This window comes from Staphylococcus sp. HMSC036D05 (genome assembly GCF_001836225.1).
Lineage (GTDB): Bacteria > Bacillota > Bacilli > Staphylococcales > Staphylococcaceae > Staphylococcus > Staphylococcus caprae.
Window position 1 is genome coordinate 328935 of the sequence record NZ_KV827781.1, and the last position, 15834, is coordinate 344768.

At 34.4% G+C, this 15834-nt stretch carries 14 protein-coding genes and 1 other RNA gene; 13 read left to right on the top strand and 2 right to left on the bottom strand.

The annotated features are described in order from the left end of the window. The 7 genes from HMPREF2580_RS06335 to HMPREF2580_RS06365 all read left to right on the top strand — a co-directional run bounded on the left by HMPREF2580_RS06335 (position 1) and on the right by HMPREF2580_RS06365 (position 8087). The gene (locus HMPREF2580_RS06335) at positions 1 to 1203 is read left to right on the top strand and encodes a CCA tRNA nucleotidyltransferase (RefSeq protein WP_070831281.1); all 1203 of its coding nucleotides are present in this window, start codon (positions 1 to 3) and stop codon (positions 1201 to 1203) included. Further along, positions 1190 to 2161 (top strand): biotin--[acetyl-CoA-carboxylase] ligase, encoded by a 972-nt coding sequence (locus HMPREF2580_RS06340; RefSeq protein ID WP_070831283.1) that lies wholly within the window; start codon positions 1190 to 1192, stop codon positions 2159 to 2161. The genes HMPREF2580_RS06335 and HMPREF2580_RS06340 overlap by 14 nt, the downstream gene beginning before the upstream one ends. Before the next feature lie 25 nt (positions 2162 to 2186). Continuing rightward, a complete protein-coding gene (locus HMPREF2580_RS06345) occupies positions 2187 to 4889 on the top strand; it encodes a helicase C-terminal domain-containing protein (protein WP_070831286.1) in 2703 nt (900 codons plus the stop codon). A 126-nt stretch (positions 4890 to 5015) separates the two neighbouring features. After that, entirely contained in the window at positions 5016 to 6308 is a 1293-nt protein-coding gene (gene asnS, locus HMPREF2580_RS06350; protein ID WP_070831289.1) for an asparagine--tRNA ligase, read from the top strand. A 97-nt stretch (positions 6309 to 6405) separates the two neighbouring features. Beyond that, positions 6406 to 7098, top strand: a complete 693-nt coding sequence (locus HMPREF2580_RS06355) for a DnaD domain-containing protein (RefSeq protein ID WP_002442934.1) — start codon at positions 6406 to 6408, stop codon at positions 7096 to 7098. After that, positions 7088 to 7747: an endonuclease III gene (gene nth, locus HMPREF2580_RS06360; RefSeq protein WP_002442933.1), complete on the top strand. Its 660-nt coding sequence runs from the start codon at positions 7088 to 7090 to the stop codon at positions 7745 to 7747. The genes HMPREF2580_RS06355 and nth overlap by 11 nt, the downstream gene beginning before the upstream one ends. Positions 7748 to 7751: 4 nt before the next feature. Further along, on the top strand, positions 7752 to 8087 hold the full coding sequence (locus HMPREF2580_RS06365; protein ID WP_070831292.1) for a YpoC family protein: 336 nt from the start codon (positions 7752 to 7754) through the stop codon (positions 8085 to 8087). 310 nt (positions 8088 to 8397) lie between these two features. On the opposite strand, the gene HMPREF2580_RS06370 is transcribed toward HMPREF2580_RS06365, so the two are convergent. Together HMPREF2580_RS06370 and recU are read right to left on the bottom strand one after the other, a co-directional pair. After that, entirely contained in the window at positions 8398 to 10644 is a 2247-nt protein-coding gene (locus HMPREF2580_RS06370; RefSeq protein WP_070831295.1) for a transglycosylase domain-containing protein, read from the bottom strand. Next, the gene (gene recU, locus HMPREF2580_RS06375) at positions 10641 to 11267 is read right to left on the bottom strand and encodes a Holliday junction resolvase RecU (protein ID WP_002442930.1); all 627 of its coding nucleotides are present in this window, start codon (positions 11265 to 11267) and stop codon (positions 10641 to 10643) included. Before recU ends, HMPREF2580_RS06370 begins: the two co-directional genes overlap by 4 nt. 708 nt (positions 11268 to 11975) lie before the next feature. Between recU and HMPREF2580_RS06380 the strand changes: the two genes are divergently transcribed. The 6 genes from HMPREF2580_RS06380 to HMPREF2580_RS06405 all read left to right on the top strand — a co-directional run bounded on the left by HMPREF2580_RS06380 (position 11976) and on the right by HMPREF2580_RS06405 (position 15804). Further along, complete coding sequence (locus HMPREF2580_RS06380) at positions 11976 to 12308, top strand: DUF1798 family protein (RefSeq protein WP_070831298.1); 333 nt, start codon at positions 11976 to 11978, stop codon at positions 12306 to 12308. A gap of 11 nt (positions 12309 to 12319) precedes the next feature. Beyond that, positions 12320 to 12886, top strand: a complete 567-nt coding sequence (locus HMPREF2580_RS06385) for an SLOG family protein (RefSeq protein ID WP_070831301.1) — start codon at positions 12320 to 12322, stop codon at positions 12884 to 12886. 11 nt (positions 12887 to 12897) lie between these two features. Then, on the top strand, positions 12898 to 13236 hold the full coding sequence (gene gpsB / locus HMPREF2580_RS06390; protein ID WP_037541446.1) for a cell division regulator GpsB: 339 nt from the start codon (positions 12898 to 12900) through the stop codon (positions 13234 to 13236). A 51-nt stretch (positions 13237 to 13287) separates the two neighbouring features. Beyond that, positions 13288 to 13671, top strand: an RNA gene (gene rnpB, locus HMPREF2580_RS06395) — RNase P RNA component class B. 199 nt (positions 13672 to 13870) lie between these two features. Beyond that, entirely contained in the window at positions 13871 to 15007 is a 1137-nt protein-coding gene (locus HMPREF2580_RS06400; RefSeq protein ID WP_070831304.1) for a THUMP domain-containing class I SAM-dependent RNA methyltransferase, read from the top strand. A gap of 152 nt (positions 15008 to 15159) precedes the next feature. Next, the gene (locus tag HMPREF2580_RS06405; protein WP_256323980.1) at positions 15160 to 15804 is read left to right on the top strand and encodes an SDR family oxidoreductase; all 645 of its coding nucleotides are present in this window, start codon (positions 15160 to 15162) and stop codon (positions 15802 to 15804) included. Positions 15805 to 15834 lie beyond the last annotated feature (30 nt).

Sequence of the window (15834 nt, forward strand, 5' to 3'; positions counted from 1 at the left end):
ATGAGATACGAGTTATTTGAACGTGCTAAACCTATCTTAAATCAAATACAACAACACGGCTTTGAAGCTTACTATGTTGGTGGATCTGTGCGCGATTATTTAATGGGACGTGAAATTCATGACATAGATATCACGACAAGTGCTACGCCAGATGAAATTGAAGACATATTTGATAAGACGATACCTATCGGGAAAGAACATGGCACAATTAATGTCGTTTATAACGATGAAAATTATGAAGTAACCACGTTCCGTGCCGAAGAAGACTATGTCGATCATCGTAGACCAAGTGAAGTACATTTCGTACGTGATTTATATCAAGATGTTCAACGTCGCGACTTCACAATCAATGCCATCGCCATGGACACGAATTACAACACATATGATTACTTTGATGGGGAAGACGATATCAAAGCAAAACAGATTCGTACTGTAGGGGTAGCCCGAGAACGCTTTGAAGAAGATGCACTTCGTATTATTCGAGGTCTTCGCTTTCAATCTCAGCTTAATTTTCAAATAGTTAATGAAACGTTTGAAGCAATGGCCACTCAAATCTCAGATATTCAATATTTATCAATCGAGCGAATTGTTGTTGAATTAAAAAAATTAATCAACGGAATCAATGTTTCTGAAAGTTTTAAAAATATGAAAGAGATTCAGGCATTTAATTATATTCCGTTTTTCAAGGCGTTCAATATGAATAAAGTATTCATAAACGAACCACTTTCCTTTGAAATATGGATTGCATTGATGTTAGCACAACAACCAATTGAAGACTCACTCAAAGCACTTAAAATTAGTAATCAAGAAAAATCTAATATCCAAAATTTTGTCAATCTCATCAAAATCTTGCCAAAGGTAAAATCTAAACAAGATTTAATTACAGTCGTCTATGATTACAATCTGAGTGACATAGAATGCGTATTAACAGCAAATGACACATTAAAGGAAAACGGTTTAGAAATTGCCAATCCTTTAATAATCAATGCGACATCAATCAAGGAAACCGATGCACAATTACCAATCCACACTCGAAAGGAAATGGACGTCAATGGGGGAGATATCATCAAACACCTCCAAGTCAAATCAGGACCTTGGTTAAAAGATGTATTGAGACAAATAGAACTTGCGATTATTACACAACAAATGAATAACACTAAATTAGAAATACTGGAATGGGTGGATGCGAATGTCAAAGTATAGCCAAGATGTTGTAAGAATGTTATATGAGAATCAACCAAATCATATTTCCGGACAATTTATCGCCGATCAGCTTCATATATCTAGAGCTGGCGTTAAGAAGATTATCGATCAATTAAAAAATGACGGTTGCGATATTCAATCGGTGAATCATAAAGGACACCAATTGAATGCCTTACCTGATCAATGGTACAGCGGTATTGTTAAACCAATTATTGAAGAATTAGATACCTTCGATCAAATTGAAGTGTATAGCACAGTAGATTCTACACAATTAAAAGCGAAACAAGCACTCGTTGGGAACAAAAATTCATTTTTAATCTTAAGTGATGAACAAACAGAAGGGCGAGGACGCTTTAATCGCAATTGGAGTTCTTCAAAAGGAAAAGGACTGTGGATGTCCCTAGTATTACGACCTAATGTTCCATTTGCACTCATACCTAAATTCAATCTCTTTATTGCATTAGGCATTAGAGATGCGATTCAACAATTCTCTAATGACCGTGTGGCAATTAAATGGCCAAATGATATTTACATAGACAATAAGAAAATTTGTGGTTTCTTAACTGAAATGGTTGCTAATTACGATGCTATAGAGGCCATTATTTGTGGTATAGGTATTAATATGAATCATGTTGAGGACGACTTTAATGAAGAGATTCGTCATAGAGCCACAAGTATGAGAATGCATGCTGACGATAAAATAAATCGATATGATTTTCTTAAAACGTTACTTTATGAGATTAATAAACGTTACAATCAATTCCTAAATCAACCATTTGAGACGATTCGAGAAGAATACATTGCTGCGACAAATATGTGGAACCGTCAATTGCGCTTCACGGAAAATGACCATCAATTTATAGGTGAAGCCTTTGATATAGACCAAGACGGATTTTTACTTGTGAAAGATGATGAAGGTAACTTACATAGGTTAATGAGTGCAGATATAGATTTATAAACGATAAAGACAAGGAGAGAGCGCTATGGGAATAGCAACATATGCAGTTGTAGATTTAGAAACGACTGGTAATCAGTTAGATTATGATGAAATCATTCAAATCGGTATTACTTTCGTACGTAATAATCAAATTATTGATACGTATCATTCAATGATTCGCACTGATCTGGAAATCCCACCATTTATCCAAGCCTTAACATCGATTGAAGAGGAAATGCTTGCGCAAGCACCATATTTCAATGAAGTGGCTGAGGATATATACAACCAAATTAAAGATTGCATTTTCGTTGCTCATAACATTTCGTTCGACCTTAATTTTATTAAAAATGCGTTCGACAATTGCAACATTCAATTCAGACCTAAAAAGGTCATGGACACGCTTGAATTGTTTAAAATTGCATTCCCAACAGATAAAAGTTACCAATTGAGCGAACTCGCACAATCTCACAATATTCCATTAACCAATGCACATCGAGCTGATGAAGATGCAACGACGACAGCTAAACTGATGATTAAAGCATTTGAAAAATTTGAAAACCTACCTTTAGATACGCAAAAACAACTCTACTATCTAAGTAAAGATCTGAAGTATGATTTATACAATATTTTGTTTGAAATGGTAAGAAACAATCAATCTAAACCCCTAGATGAGAAATTTGGGCAATTTGAACAAATTATTTATCGTAAACAAGTTGACTTGAAAGGGCCAGTCACACGTTTCGACGGTTCACTTAAGACGCTCTACACTAAAGCCATAAAAGCACTCGGTATGACATACAGACCTCAACAACTTTACTTATCTGAGATTATTCTTGATCAACTGATGCATAGTGATAAAGCAATGATTGAAGCACCACTAGGCAGCGGTAAATCACTGGCATATCTTCTTGCAGCACTCATGTACAATATAGAGACAGGCAGACATGTCATGATATCTACCAATACCAAGTTGCTACAAAGCCAATTACTTGAAAAGGATATTCCTGCACTTAATGACGCACTTAACTTTAAAATTAATGCATCACTAATCAAAAGTAAAAATGATTACATTTCATTAGGCCTAATTAGTCAAATACTTAAAGACGAAACAAGTAATTACGAAGTAAGTATTTTAAAAATGCAATTATTGATTTGGATCACGGAAACAGCGACAGGCGATATTCAAGAATTAAACTTAAAAGGCGGACAAAAAATGTACTTTGATCAGAAGATTGAAACGTATGTTCCAGTTCGTCATGACATTCATTATTATAACTTTATTAAGCGCAATGCTCAGAATATACAAATTGGTATTACAAACCATGCGCATTTAATACATTCAGACGCTGAAAATTCTATTTATCAACTTTTTGATGATTGTATTATTGATGAAGCTCATCGCTTACCTGATTATGCACTTAACCAAGTTACAAACGAGTTGAATTATTCAGATATTAAGTATCAATTAGGTTTAATTGGTAAAAATGAAAATGAAAAACTTCTTAAAGCTGTTGATAAACTAGAACAACAACGTATATTAGAGAAACTTGATATCGCACCAATTGACGTCTTCGGATTAAAGACAAATATCACTGAAATTCATGATTTAAACGAACAATTATTCAATACGATCTATGAAATCATTCAGTCTTCTGAAGTCTACGATGACGATGTTCATAAATACCATTATGTCTATCAATTTGAAACTGACAATATTTTAAAAGATTTACATGCGATTATTGATAAACTGAATAAGACGCTTGAAATTTTTAACGGTATTAGTCATAAAACAATCAAATCTATTCGTAAGCAATTGCTATATCTCAATGACCGATTTAAACAAATTGAACAAAGTTTAAAAGATAATCATACCAGTTATATTTCAATTAAAAACTTGTCTCAAAAGTCTACCATTCGCTTATTAGTCAAAGACTATGAAGTTAAAGATATTTTAACAAAGCAAGTGCTTGATAAATTTAATTCACTTACATTTATCTCAGGTACGTTAACGTTTAATCATTCATTTGATGCCTTCAAAAATTGGTTTAATGATCATACAGAATTTAACACTTACGAAGTTTCAACTTCGATGACAGCAGCGAAGAATACCAACGTATTCATTCCTACTGATGTTGCATCATACAATTATAAGAATATCGAGGACTATGTTGCTTCAATTGTGGATTATCTAGTGGAATATGTATCCATCACCAATTCAAAATGTCTTGTCTTATTTACAAGTTATAAAATGATGCATATGGTACAAGACATGTTAAATGAATTACCGCCATTTGAAGACTACGTGGTGCTTACACAACAACAAAATCAAAATTATAAAATTGTTCAGCAATTTAACAACTTTGATAAATCGATATTGTTAGGTACTTCAACATTTTTCGAAGGCTTTGATTTTCAAGCAAATGGTATCAAATGTGTCATGATTGCGAAATTACCATTTATGAATAAACATAATACGAAATATTGGCTTATGGACACTGAATTCACGTCGACATTCAAAGAATATGTGCTTCCAGATGCTGTGACTCGCTTTAGACAAGGCTTAGGACGTCTGATTCGCCATGAAGATGACAAAGGACTGATTGTGTCATTTGATGATCGACTCGTAAATAGTAATTTCAAGAATTTCTTTGCCCAAACCTTGGAGAATTATCGCCAGAAAAAAGGGAATATCAAACAATTTAATAAATTAGTCGGACAAATCCAAAAGTCCATGAAAAAGAAAAAATAAATTCGAATTTCTACAGAGGCATACATTTTCAGCAAAAGATTCAAAAAGTCAACATGTAGAAGTTAAACGGAGATTTTGTTAAAATAAATGAGTATTAAAAAAGAATAGAAAAATAGGAGTTTAGTTATGAAGACTACGATTAAACAAGCAAAACAACATCTTAACCAAGAAGTGACAATTGGTGCTTGGTTAACAAATAAACGCTCTAGTGGTAAAATCGCGTTCTTACAATTACGTGATGGCACTGGATTTATGCAAGGCGTAGTAGTGAAATCTGAAGTGGATGAAGAAACATTCCAATTAGCTAAAGATATTACGCAAGAATCTTCACTCTATGTGACAGGTACAATTACTGAAGATAATCGTTCAGATTTAGGATATGAAATGCAAGTGAAATCAATTGAAGTGATTCATGAAGCACATGACTATCCAATCACGCCTAAAAATCATGGTACTGAATTCTTAATGGATCATCGTCATTTATGGTTACGTTCTAAGAAACAACACGCCGTGATGAAAATTAGAAACGAAATTATTCGTGCTACTTATGAATTCTTTAATGAAAATGGCTTTACTAAAATTGATCCACCTATCTTAACAGCAAGCGCACCTGAAGGTACGAGCGAACTATTCCATACTAAATACTTTGATCAAGATGCATTCTTATCTCAAAGTGGTCAATTATATATGGAAGCAGCAGCCATGGCTCATGGACGTGTCTTCTCGTTTGGTCCAACTTTCCGTGCTGAGAAGTCCAAAACACGTCGTCACTTAATCGAATTCTGGATGATTGAACCAGAAATGGCATTTACAAATCATGCTGAAAGTCTTGAAATTCAAGAACAATATGTGACACATGTCGTACAATCTGTACTTAAAAATTGTGTTTTAGAACTTAAAGCATTAGATCGTGATACAACTAAATTGGAAAAGGTAGCAATACCATTCCCAAGAATTTCTTATGATGATGCGATTGAATTCTTAAAACAAGAAGGCTTTGACGATATTGAGTGGGGCGAAGACTTTGGCGCACCTCATGAAACAGCTATCGCAAATCATTACGATTTACCGGTATTTATTACGAACTATCCAACGCGTATTAAACCATTCTACATGCAACCAAACCCAGATAACGAAGACACTGTACTATGTGCAGATTTAATCGCACCAGAAGGTTATGGCGAAATTATTGGTGGTTCTGAACGTATTAATGACTTAGATTTACTAGAAGAACGTATTAAAGAACACGAATTAGACGAAGAAAGTTATAGCTATTACTTAGATCTTCGTCGTTATGGTAGTGTACCTCATAGTGGCTTTGGTCTTGGTTTAGAAAGAACAGTCGCTTGGATTTCAGGTGTCGAACATGTACGTGAAACGTCACCATTCCCACGATTATTAAATCGTTTATACCCATAATAGAAGCGAATTTTGCGCTTTATTTTAGAAGGATTAGCAGAAACGTCCAGTCAATTCATACGGCTGGGCGTTCATTTTAAATAGGAGGGAAACGCACTTGGATTTGTTTCAACTTAAAACGCGTCCTGTCGTTATTCGAAGAGAATTGTTGGATCACTATGCAGAATTAGGTATGGACGAACAAGATTTAGTCATCTTAATCAAACTCATTTATGCTTCAGAGACGTCTAATAAACAACCCTCTATAGAAACACTTCAACAAGGGTCTTCGATGCAACCGCGTCAAATCACTTCCGTCATCCAGAATTTAATTCAGCGCGAACTGTTGGAATTAAATGTGAGGAAAGATGAGGAAGGTAAATTCACAGAATATATGAATTTGGACCCATTTTATGAAAAGTTAAGTCAAATACTGAAAAAGCAAAATTTAGATCATCAAGAATCGGATAGTGTAGAACAATTTAAACAATTATTTCAATTGATGGAACAATCTTTCGGCAGACCGCTTTCGCCATATGAAATAGAAACTTTAAATCAATGGATTGATGTAGACCAACACGATTTATCTGTGATTCAAGCAGCGTTAGACGAAGCACTTAGTCAGAATAAACTAAGCTTTAAATACATTGATCGTATCCTATTAAACTGGAAAAAGAACAATGTCAAAACAGTAGATGACTCAAAAAAAATAAGAGAACAATTTAATCAAAATCAACCCAAAATGAAACATGTTGTAAAAAAAGTACCCAAATTTGATTGGTTAAATGGAGAGAAGCCAGATGATAAGTAAGAAAAAAGGTTTAGAAATGATAGATGTCATCGCTGATATGTTTCCTGATGCTGAATGCGAATTAAAACACGATAATGCATTTGAACTCACCATTGCTGTATTATTATCTGCTCAATGTACGGATAATCTAGTCAATCGTGTAACGCGCACGCTTTTTGAAAAGTATAAAACACCGGAAGATTATTTAAACGTCAGTGATGAAGAATTACAAAATGATATTCGTTCCATAGGTTTATATCGCAATAAAGCTAAAAATATTAAAAAGTTATGCCGTTCTTTACTAGATCAATTTGACGGAGAAATTCCTCAAACACATAAAGAATTGGAAAGTTTAGCTGGTGTAGGACGTAAAACTGCGAATGTAGTGATGAGCGTCGCATTTGGCGAACCCTCTTTAGCTGTCGATACACACGTAGAAAGAGTATCTAAACGTCTAGGTATTAACCGCTGGAAAGACAATGTAAGACAAGTTGAAGATCGTTTATGTGACATCATTCCTCGCGAACGATGGAATAAAAGTCATCATCAACTCATATTCTTTGGAAGATATCATTGCTTAGCCAGAAAGCCAAAATGTGATATTTGTCCTTTGTTAGATGATTGTCGCGAAGGGCAGAAACGTTATAAAGCAAGTTTGAAAGAAGCGTGATTCCATGATTGAAAAAAGTGATTTCGAACAACTTGAAACACAATTAGATGTATATGCAAGTCAGAAAAAATTAAAATCACAAGAAGCTCAGCCAGTTATTGATGATTACTTTGAAATGATACTGAATTACTTTAAACAAATTAACGAAATTAACCACATCAACTTTGATAAGCTTAGCGAATATCCTGTAGTACCAATGAATTTTGACGAACGTTATCATTATATGGTCGCAAGAAAATATCATTTTATGGGGTATCGCCAGATGAAAACGTTAAAATCTGAGTTGATTAAAATGAATGCATCTTATCAAATAAGAAAGAAACGACAAAACAATAAATAGTAAATAAACCCTCACTTATGACTAAAAGGCATTAGACCTATAAAGTGCATAAGTGAGGGTTTTTGTATACAAAAAGAGGGAGAGGGACAGAAATATAATTTAGCTAAATTATTTTCGTTGTCCCTCACCCAACTTGCATTGTTTGTAGAATTTCTTAAAAAGAAATTCTCTATGTTGGGGCCCCGCCGGCAAGGATGACTAGGATTGAGAGAAGCTTAATTTAAGCGCACTTTCAATTCAGACATCTACTGCCAATATGTTAAAGAAGGCTAAGACAATTAATTATGTCCCAGCCTCCTTTTTAAATGAATTATGATGCTTTATCATCAAAAATTGTATTTAAGTTAAATAGTCGTGTCAGTGCATTACCTGAGCTACTTTGAGATGAGCCGTTAGTATTGCCTGAACTACTGTTAGAGCTTGATGATGAACCGTTGCTTGAACTTGATGAAGAAGTATCGCTATCTCCGTGAACACTGCGGTTAGTAGTGTTATTGTCAGGATGTCCTGCAACAGATAAGTTATCACCATCGCTACCATTAACATCTTTAGGTTTCTTGAAGTCTTCGCCATCTTTAGAAGAAATATCTGACATTACATCTTGGAAAAGATATTGTGGATATTCTTGTTGAGAGTGGCCGACAAATGAGTTAGTACCGTATTGTTTAACTTTATTGAAGCCCATCCATACTGACATTGTGTATTGAGGACTAAATCCGTTAATCCATACGTCTTTAGCTGCACTATCTGGTAGGTTATATTGTTGATAAATTTCAGCACCATACGTACCAGTACCAGTTTTCGCACCTAAATTAACTCCAGAAACACCGTGTCCATACGCTGAACCGTATGCTTTAAATGTACCTTTTAAGATTTCAGCTAACATGTAAGCTGTATAATCTTTCATCGCTTTGTGACTAGAATGATCATATTCAATCGTGTCACCATCGTGAGTAACAACTTTTTGAATAGAGTGGGCATTGTTATAAGTACCACCATTAGCAATTGCAGCGAATGCAGAAGCTAATTGAGTAGGTGAGAATTCAGAAGATGAACCACCGAGTACTTCTGATGGACCTATTTTACCACTATAATCTAAGCCAACTTTTGAAGCGAATTTCTTAGGTGCATCGTTTCCTGCTGATTTTTTAACTTGTTGCCAAGTTTTAAGGGCAGGAATGTTGAAACTTTGACGTAAAGCATCATAAGCAGATACATTACCATGACTCTTAGTGTCATAGTTTCTAAATTCTGAGCCATCAACCCAATATGATGATTCGTCTTGAATCGCATGGTTTGTAGCCCATTGCATGTTTTCAATAGCTGGTCCATAAGCTAAGAAAGGTTTTAATGAAGAACCAGTAGGGTGTGCATCAGTAGCTTGGTTACGTTCAACTACGTTTTTGTAATTACGTCCACCAGATATAGCTACGAGTCCACCAGTTTTACTATCTAAGATAGTTGCACCGACTTGTTGGTCATCATTTTTATAGTAGTTAGAACCACCATTATCAATACGATCTTGAAGCGTTTTTTGAACATCTTTGTCCATGTTAGTGTAAATCTTAATACCACTTTGTAAGACATTACCTAAGTTTTTGTCTTTGAAGTATTTGTTGTTCATTAATTCTGATTGAACAAAGTTAACATATGAATCATACTCTGTATCTTTTTCATTACCGTTAACTTGACGTTCTTTCTTAGTACGTTCAACTAAGTTCGCTTTAAGATTGATCTTCTTAGCATCAGCATATTGCTTGTCACTAATTCTATGATGTTTATGCATTAAGTAAAGAACTGTATCTTTACGATCGTTAGCTTCTTTTGGATTGTTATAGATGTTATAAAGGTTTGGAACCTGTGGTAAACCTGCAAGATAAGCTTCTTCAGCTAAGTTTAAGTCCTTCAAGTCCTTGTTGAAGTAATACTTAGCAGCAGCTTTAACACCTGTTACACCGTCAGAATAGTAAATTTTATTCAAGTAAACTTGGAAAATTTCATCTTTACTATATTCTTGTTCAAGACGGTAGGAAAGGTAAGCTTCTTGAGCTTTACGACCGATAGATTTTTGTTGCGTTAAGAATGAGTCTTTAACAACTTGTTGTGTTAATGTTGACGCACCTTGAGCACCGAATCCACCAGTTAAGTTTTTCCCAACAGCACCAAATAAACGTTTATAATCTAGCGCACCATGATGATAGAATCGATTATCTTCTGTAGCTAAAACGGCGTATTTCATATTTTTAGGCACGTCTTTAATATTGACGTGTTCATGACGTTGGCCGTTATCCAATGTTTTAACCAGATCTCCATTTTTATCGTAAATCTTAGCTGGAATTGGATCTTCTAATTTGGACTCGGTAAAAGCAGGTGCTTTCCATGCATAGTAAGCAAACAACAAAATACCAAGTAGCAACAGAACGAAAAAGGCGATAATCATAAAGCCAATGATCTTGATGATCGTTCTCTTAACATTCCTATTCTTTTTTCCGTCGGACTTCCCACCAGTTTTACTATTATTCTTTTTAGGTTGAGAAGACCCTTTATTTTCCGTCATACGCGGTCCTCACTTTCATCTAATATCAACTTATCAACTGCTTTGAGGTAATCCAATCTTGGTTGATATTGATAAGGAATATGGTAACCATTTTTCCGAATTTCTTCAACAGTAATCGATTTTTTAATTTCTTGGATGTATCTTTCCCAATAAAATTCAAATTTTGAATAAGGCAAAATATAGACTTCATCAAGCGTTTTAAAACGTATCATAAGAAAAACAATTCCCTTTTGAAGATATGTATTTTTCATATGTTCAACTTGATGCGAGTGAATATTATTTAATGGAAAAGAAGTTTTATTCTTCGTTTCCTTTGCCTCAAAATCGATATAATAACCATTATAAACACCGTTATAATCGGTTGTTGAAGGTGTACGAAAATAAGCTTCATTTATCACAGCCTTACTTCGTTTAGGATAGTGAACATTCACTATTTGAACGGGGGTAGGCTTTTTGTGAATGACTGCTATGCCACTCTTAAGATAATAAGCATTAGAGTGCTCAATATCTTTCTCCAGTGACATCCCGCGTCCACCGTATTCAATGTTACTTGAAAATGGCGATGGGTTGCGTCCGTCCAAAGACTTATTTTTAGAGTATGGTTTACCATTAGGATAATTCATTATATTCACCACACAAGTTTGATTAAAAAATAACTGCTATATAATAAGAAAAGATTCAATCAAACTCTAGTTTTTGAATGTATATGTCATTAAACAAACATACATCATTCACTATTTTAACGTGATTAAGTTATTCTGTCACGGTTTCTTTCACAAATGAAAGATAAATGTAACCTTTAAGTTATTCAATTTTTATAATTTAAATGACGCTCTCAATAATTTTTCAATTATCATTTTCCAACATCTATTAACATCCTCTCGCAAAAGAAAACATTCAATGAAATTATAAATGAGTTTGTCGACATAATAAAAATAATTAAATGGACTGATAGAGAACCTTATCAAACAAGAATTCGCCATTGCTTAACGGAGTATTGACGGCGACACGCCTGCAGGAATAGCATGCGTCTTGAGACAACTTGTTAGTCAGTTGATTTTTAAAAGACAGGCTACCGCAGTAGCTGATTGATATTGAGCTCATAAAATGGCTCAACATCTAATCATCCTTGCGGGGGTGATAATACGAATTCTTAAATTCTAGAATTCTGTATCACTCCCAAGCCATTCCCGCGGCAAGGGAGCTAAGCAATACGCAGTATTGTTGTCTCAGCTTAGTCGACAAAAAAGATAATCTACAGTATTAGAATATATATTTACATGACTTACGCTTTCATATTGTGTTAAATTAATTTTGTAGGAGGCATCCTTATGCAACATTTAATAGAACAACTCATCATAGAAATCACTGAAATGAATCATCGTTTTGAAAGAGTTAAATCATCAGAGATAGATTACGATTTTTACGACGTCGTACAACCTTACACCGAATCAATCGATAGCAAACTCGATGATTTAAAAAATTATGATAAACAGATAATTAATATGCCGTATATGACACCAACAAAATTCAATTTACTCATATCTAATATTCAATCTTTATCTGTAGAATGTCATTTTAAACGTACAAGTCGAAAACTTTTCACTGAGAAAATCAAAAGTGTACAGTACGATTTAAAAAATATTTTAACGCATCATGTTTAATGAGGGTGAATATGGTTAAAACTGTTTATGTTACTGGATACAAATCTTTTGAATTAAATATATTCAAAGATGATGCTCCAGAAGTTTCATATTTAAAGAAATTCATAGCACATAAATTAGAACAATTAATAGATGAAGGTCTAGAATGGGTTCTGATTCAAGGACAAATGGGTATTGAATTATGGACTGCTGAAGTTGTAATTGAACTTAAAGAGAGTTATCCAGAATTAAAGTTAGGAATTATTACTCCTTTTCTCGGCCATACGAATAGATGGAATGAACAGAATCAGGCCAAGTACACATCCATAGTACAGCAAGCTGATTTTACGGAAAGCATTCATCATTCAGAATACCAAGGTCCATATCAGTTCAAACAAGCTGATCAATTTATGCTAGACCATACAGACTATACCATTCTAATTTATGACGAAGAACAAGAGGCCAGCCCAAAGTTCTTCAAAAGGATGTTAGTTGAATTTATCGAAAAAACAAACTATACTTGTGATATTGTGACGTTTGATGAACTCACTGACTTCATCAACGACTTGCAGTGGTCTCAAGATCAAAGTTTCGAATGAGGTGGAAAAAGATGTCAGATGTTTCATTAAAATTATCAGCAAAAGATATTTATGAGAAAGACTTCGAAAAAACTATGGCTCGTGGCTATAGAAGAGAAGAAGTAGACGCTTTTTTAGATGATATTATTACAGATTATCAAAAAATGGCAGACATGAATAATGAAGTTGTTAAACTATCAGAAGAAAATCATAAACTAAAAAAAGAACTTGAAGAATTAAGACTTCGTGTTGCTACAACAAGACCACAAGAAAATAAAAACTTTTCTTCTAACGGTGCCAATAACTCATCAAACAATGTAGATATTTTAAAACGTATTTCTAATTTAGAAAAAGCGGTATTCGGTAAATAATCAAATTTATTTACTTATCGACTTAAAATTGTGTTATAATCGCAAAAGTGATATTTCGGGTAATCGCTATAGCAATATAGAGGAAAGTCCATGCTCACACAGTCTGAGATGACTGTAGTGTTCGTGCTTGATGAAACAATAAATCAAGGCATTAATTTGACGGCAACGAAATAACCTAAGTCATTTGATATGGTTAGAATAGTTTGAAAGTGCCACAGTGACGTAGCTTTTATAGAAATATAAAAGGTGGAACGCGGTAAACCCCTCGAGTGAGCAATCCAAATTTGGTAGGAGCACTTGTTTAGCGGAATTCAACGTATAAACGAGACGACTTTCATACGAACGTGAAAGTATGTAGACAGATGGTTACCACCGACGTACCAGTGTAACTAGTACACGTTATGAGTACAACGGTACAGAACATGGCTTACAGAAATATTACGACTAGTTTAGCTCTCCCCATTGTGATGGAGAGCTTTTTTAATTCTAAAAATTACCATTAAACATCTCAACGACATCAATCAACGCAGACATTTTCCTAAATAACAGTAAAATGATTACAATAAATTGAAAGTATTAAAATTGATATATAAATTTGATAAAATACAGACAACACGTATAAAGGAGTAAAGACATGTTTCAATTATTAGCAGTGTGCCCAATGGGACTTGAAGCAGTTGTAGCTAAAGAAATACAAGAGCTTGGATATGATACACAAGTCGAAAATGGACGCATCTTCTTCGAGGGAGACGAAACAGCAATCGTCAAGTGCAACTTGTGGTTACGTACGGCTGACCGTATCAAAATTGTCATGGGCCGTTTTGATGCGAAAACATTTGACGACTTATTCGAACAAACTAAGGCGTTACCTTGGGAAACAATTATCGACAAAGAAGGTAACTTCCCAGTGCAAGGACGTAGCGTTAAATCAACATTACACAGTGTACCTGATTGCCAAGCCATTACTAAGAAGGCAATTGTTGAACGCCTTAAGAAAGCTTATCAAGAAAAAGGTTGGCTTAATGAAACCGGCGCCAAATATCCAGTTGAAGTAGCGATACTCAAAGACAATGTGTTATTAACAATTGATACTTCAGGATCTGGACTCAATAAACGTGGCTACCGCTTGGCACAAGGTGAAGCTCCGATTAAAGAAACATTAGCTGCGAGTTTAATTCGTTTAGCAAATTGGAAGGGAGATACGCCACTTATCGATCCTTTCTGCGGTTCAGGTACCATCGCAATTGAAGCATGTTTAATTGCTCAAAACATTGCGCCAGGATTTAATAGAGACTTTGTATCAGAAGAGTGGAATATGATGCCACCAAATATTTACGATAAACTACGTGACGAAGCTGATCAAATGGCTGACTATGATAAAGAAATAGAAGTCTATGCTTCTGATATCGATCCAGAAATGATTGAAATTGCGAGACGTAACGCTGAAGAAGTAGGACTCAGTGACATTATTCAATTTTCAGTTAAAGATGTGAATACGTTAACCATTGATTCTGAAGGACCTGTAGCCCTAGTAGGAAATCCACCTTATGGTGAACGTATCGGCGACCGTGAAGAGGTTGAAGAAATGTATCGCTATATCGGAACGTTAATGAAAGAACATCCTTACTTATCTACTTATATTTTGACAAGTAATAAGGAATTCGAGTATTTAGTCAATCGTAAAGCGACGAAACGCCGTAAATTATTTAATGGATATATTGAATGTACGTATTATCAATATTGGGGTAAAAAACCTGAATCTAAATCATAAGGTTTACTTTTTGTTCTTTTCGTGTAATAGTAATAACCTTGTAAATCAATTCATTCGCACTCTTATCGCTACTGTAGTACAGTTGAATAAGAGTGTTTTAATTTTTTAAAAAATAATAATATAAAATAAATAAGACGACCAGAAAGGGGAATATCAATATGAAAACTGTATTAATTATCGGCGCTAACGGTAGAGTTTCTATCGAAGCTACTAAAATTTTTCTTGAAAACTCTAGCTTTAACGTAGACTTATTCTTAAGAAATGCACATCGTATCCCTGACTATGCTTCTAATAGAGTGACAGTGTATGAAGGAGATGCCAAAAATAAAGAAGATCTCGAAAAAGCTTTAAATGAAGTTGATGTTGTATTTGCAAGTTTATCTGGCTCTTTAGATAAACAAGCTGAAACAATTGTCCAAGCTATGGATAGTAAAAACGTTAAACGTTTAATCTTCGTTGCGGCTCCTGGCATCTATGATGAATTACCAGAGTCATTTAATGAATGGAATAAACAACAATTTGGAGAAAAATTAAGTCTCTACCGTAAAGCTTCTGATATTATTGAAAGCTCAGATTTAGACTACACAATTATTCGTCCAGGTTGGTTAACTGATAAAAATGAAAATGTCTTTGAAATTACAACAAAAGACGAAACATTTAGAGGTACGGAAGTTTCAAGAAAAAGTATCGCATCATTAGCTGTTCAAATCGCTAAAAATCCAGAACTTCACTCAAAAGAAAACATCGGTGTGAATAAACCTGGTACTGAAGGCGATAAACCCGCATGGTTTGAATAATAATTCTAGCATTTTAACATAGGTTTTATT

Coding starts and splice junctions, on each gene's coding strand:
- HMPREF2580_RS06335 (WP_070831281.1), top strand. CDS start 1: ATGAGATACGAGTTATTTGAACGTGCTAAACCTATCTTAAATCAAATA.
- HMPREF2580_RS06340 (WP_070831283.1), top strand. CDS start 1,190: ATGTCAAAGTATAGCCAAGATGTTGTAAGAATGTTATATGAGAATCAA.
- HMPREF2580_RS06345 (WP_070831286.1), top strand. CDS start 2,187: ATGGGAATAGCAACATATGCAGTTGTAGATTTAGAAACGACTGGTAAT.
- asnS (WP_070831289.1), top strand. CDS start 5,016: ATGAAGACTACGATTAAACAAGCAAAACAACATCTTAACCAAGAAGTG.
- nth (WP_002442933.1), top strand. CDS start 7,088: ATGATAAGTAAGAAAAAAGGTTTAGAAATGATAGATGTCATCGCTGAT.
- HMPREF2580_RS06365 (WP_070831292.1), top strand. CDS start 7,752: ATGATTGAAAAAAGTGATTTCGAACAACTTGAAACACAATTAGATGTA.
- HMPREF2580_RS06370 (WP_070831295.1), bottom strand. CDS start 10,644: ATGACGGAAAATAAAGGGTCTTCTCAACCTAAAAAGAATAATAGTAAA.
- recU (WP_002442930.1), bottom strand. CDS start 11,267: ATGAATTATCCTAATGGTAAACCATACTCTAAAAATAAGTCTTTGGAC.
- HMPREF2580_RS06380 (WP_070831298.1), top strand. CDS start 11,976: ATGCAACATTTAATAGAACAACTCATCATAGAAATCACTGAAATGAAT.
- HMPREF2580_RS06385 (WP_070831301.1), top strand. CDS start 12,320: ATGGTTAAAACTGTTTATGTTACTGGATACAAATCTTTTGAATTAAAT.
- gpsB (WP_037541446.1), top strand. CDS start 12,898: ATGTCAGATGTTTCATTAAAATTATCAGCAAAAGATATTTATGAGAAA.
- HMPREF2580_RS06400 (WP_070831304.1), top strand. CDS start 13,871: ATGTTTCAATTATTAGCAGTGTGCCCAATGGGACTTGAAGCAGTTGTA.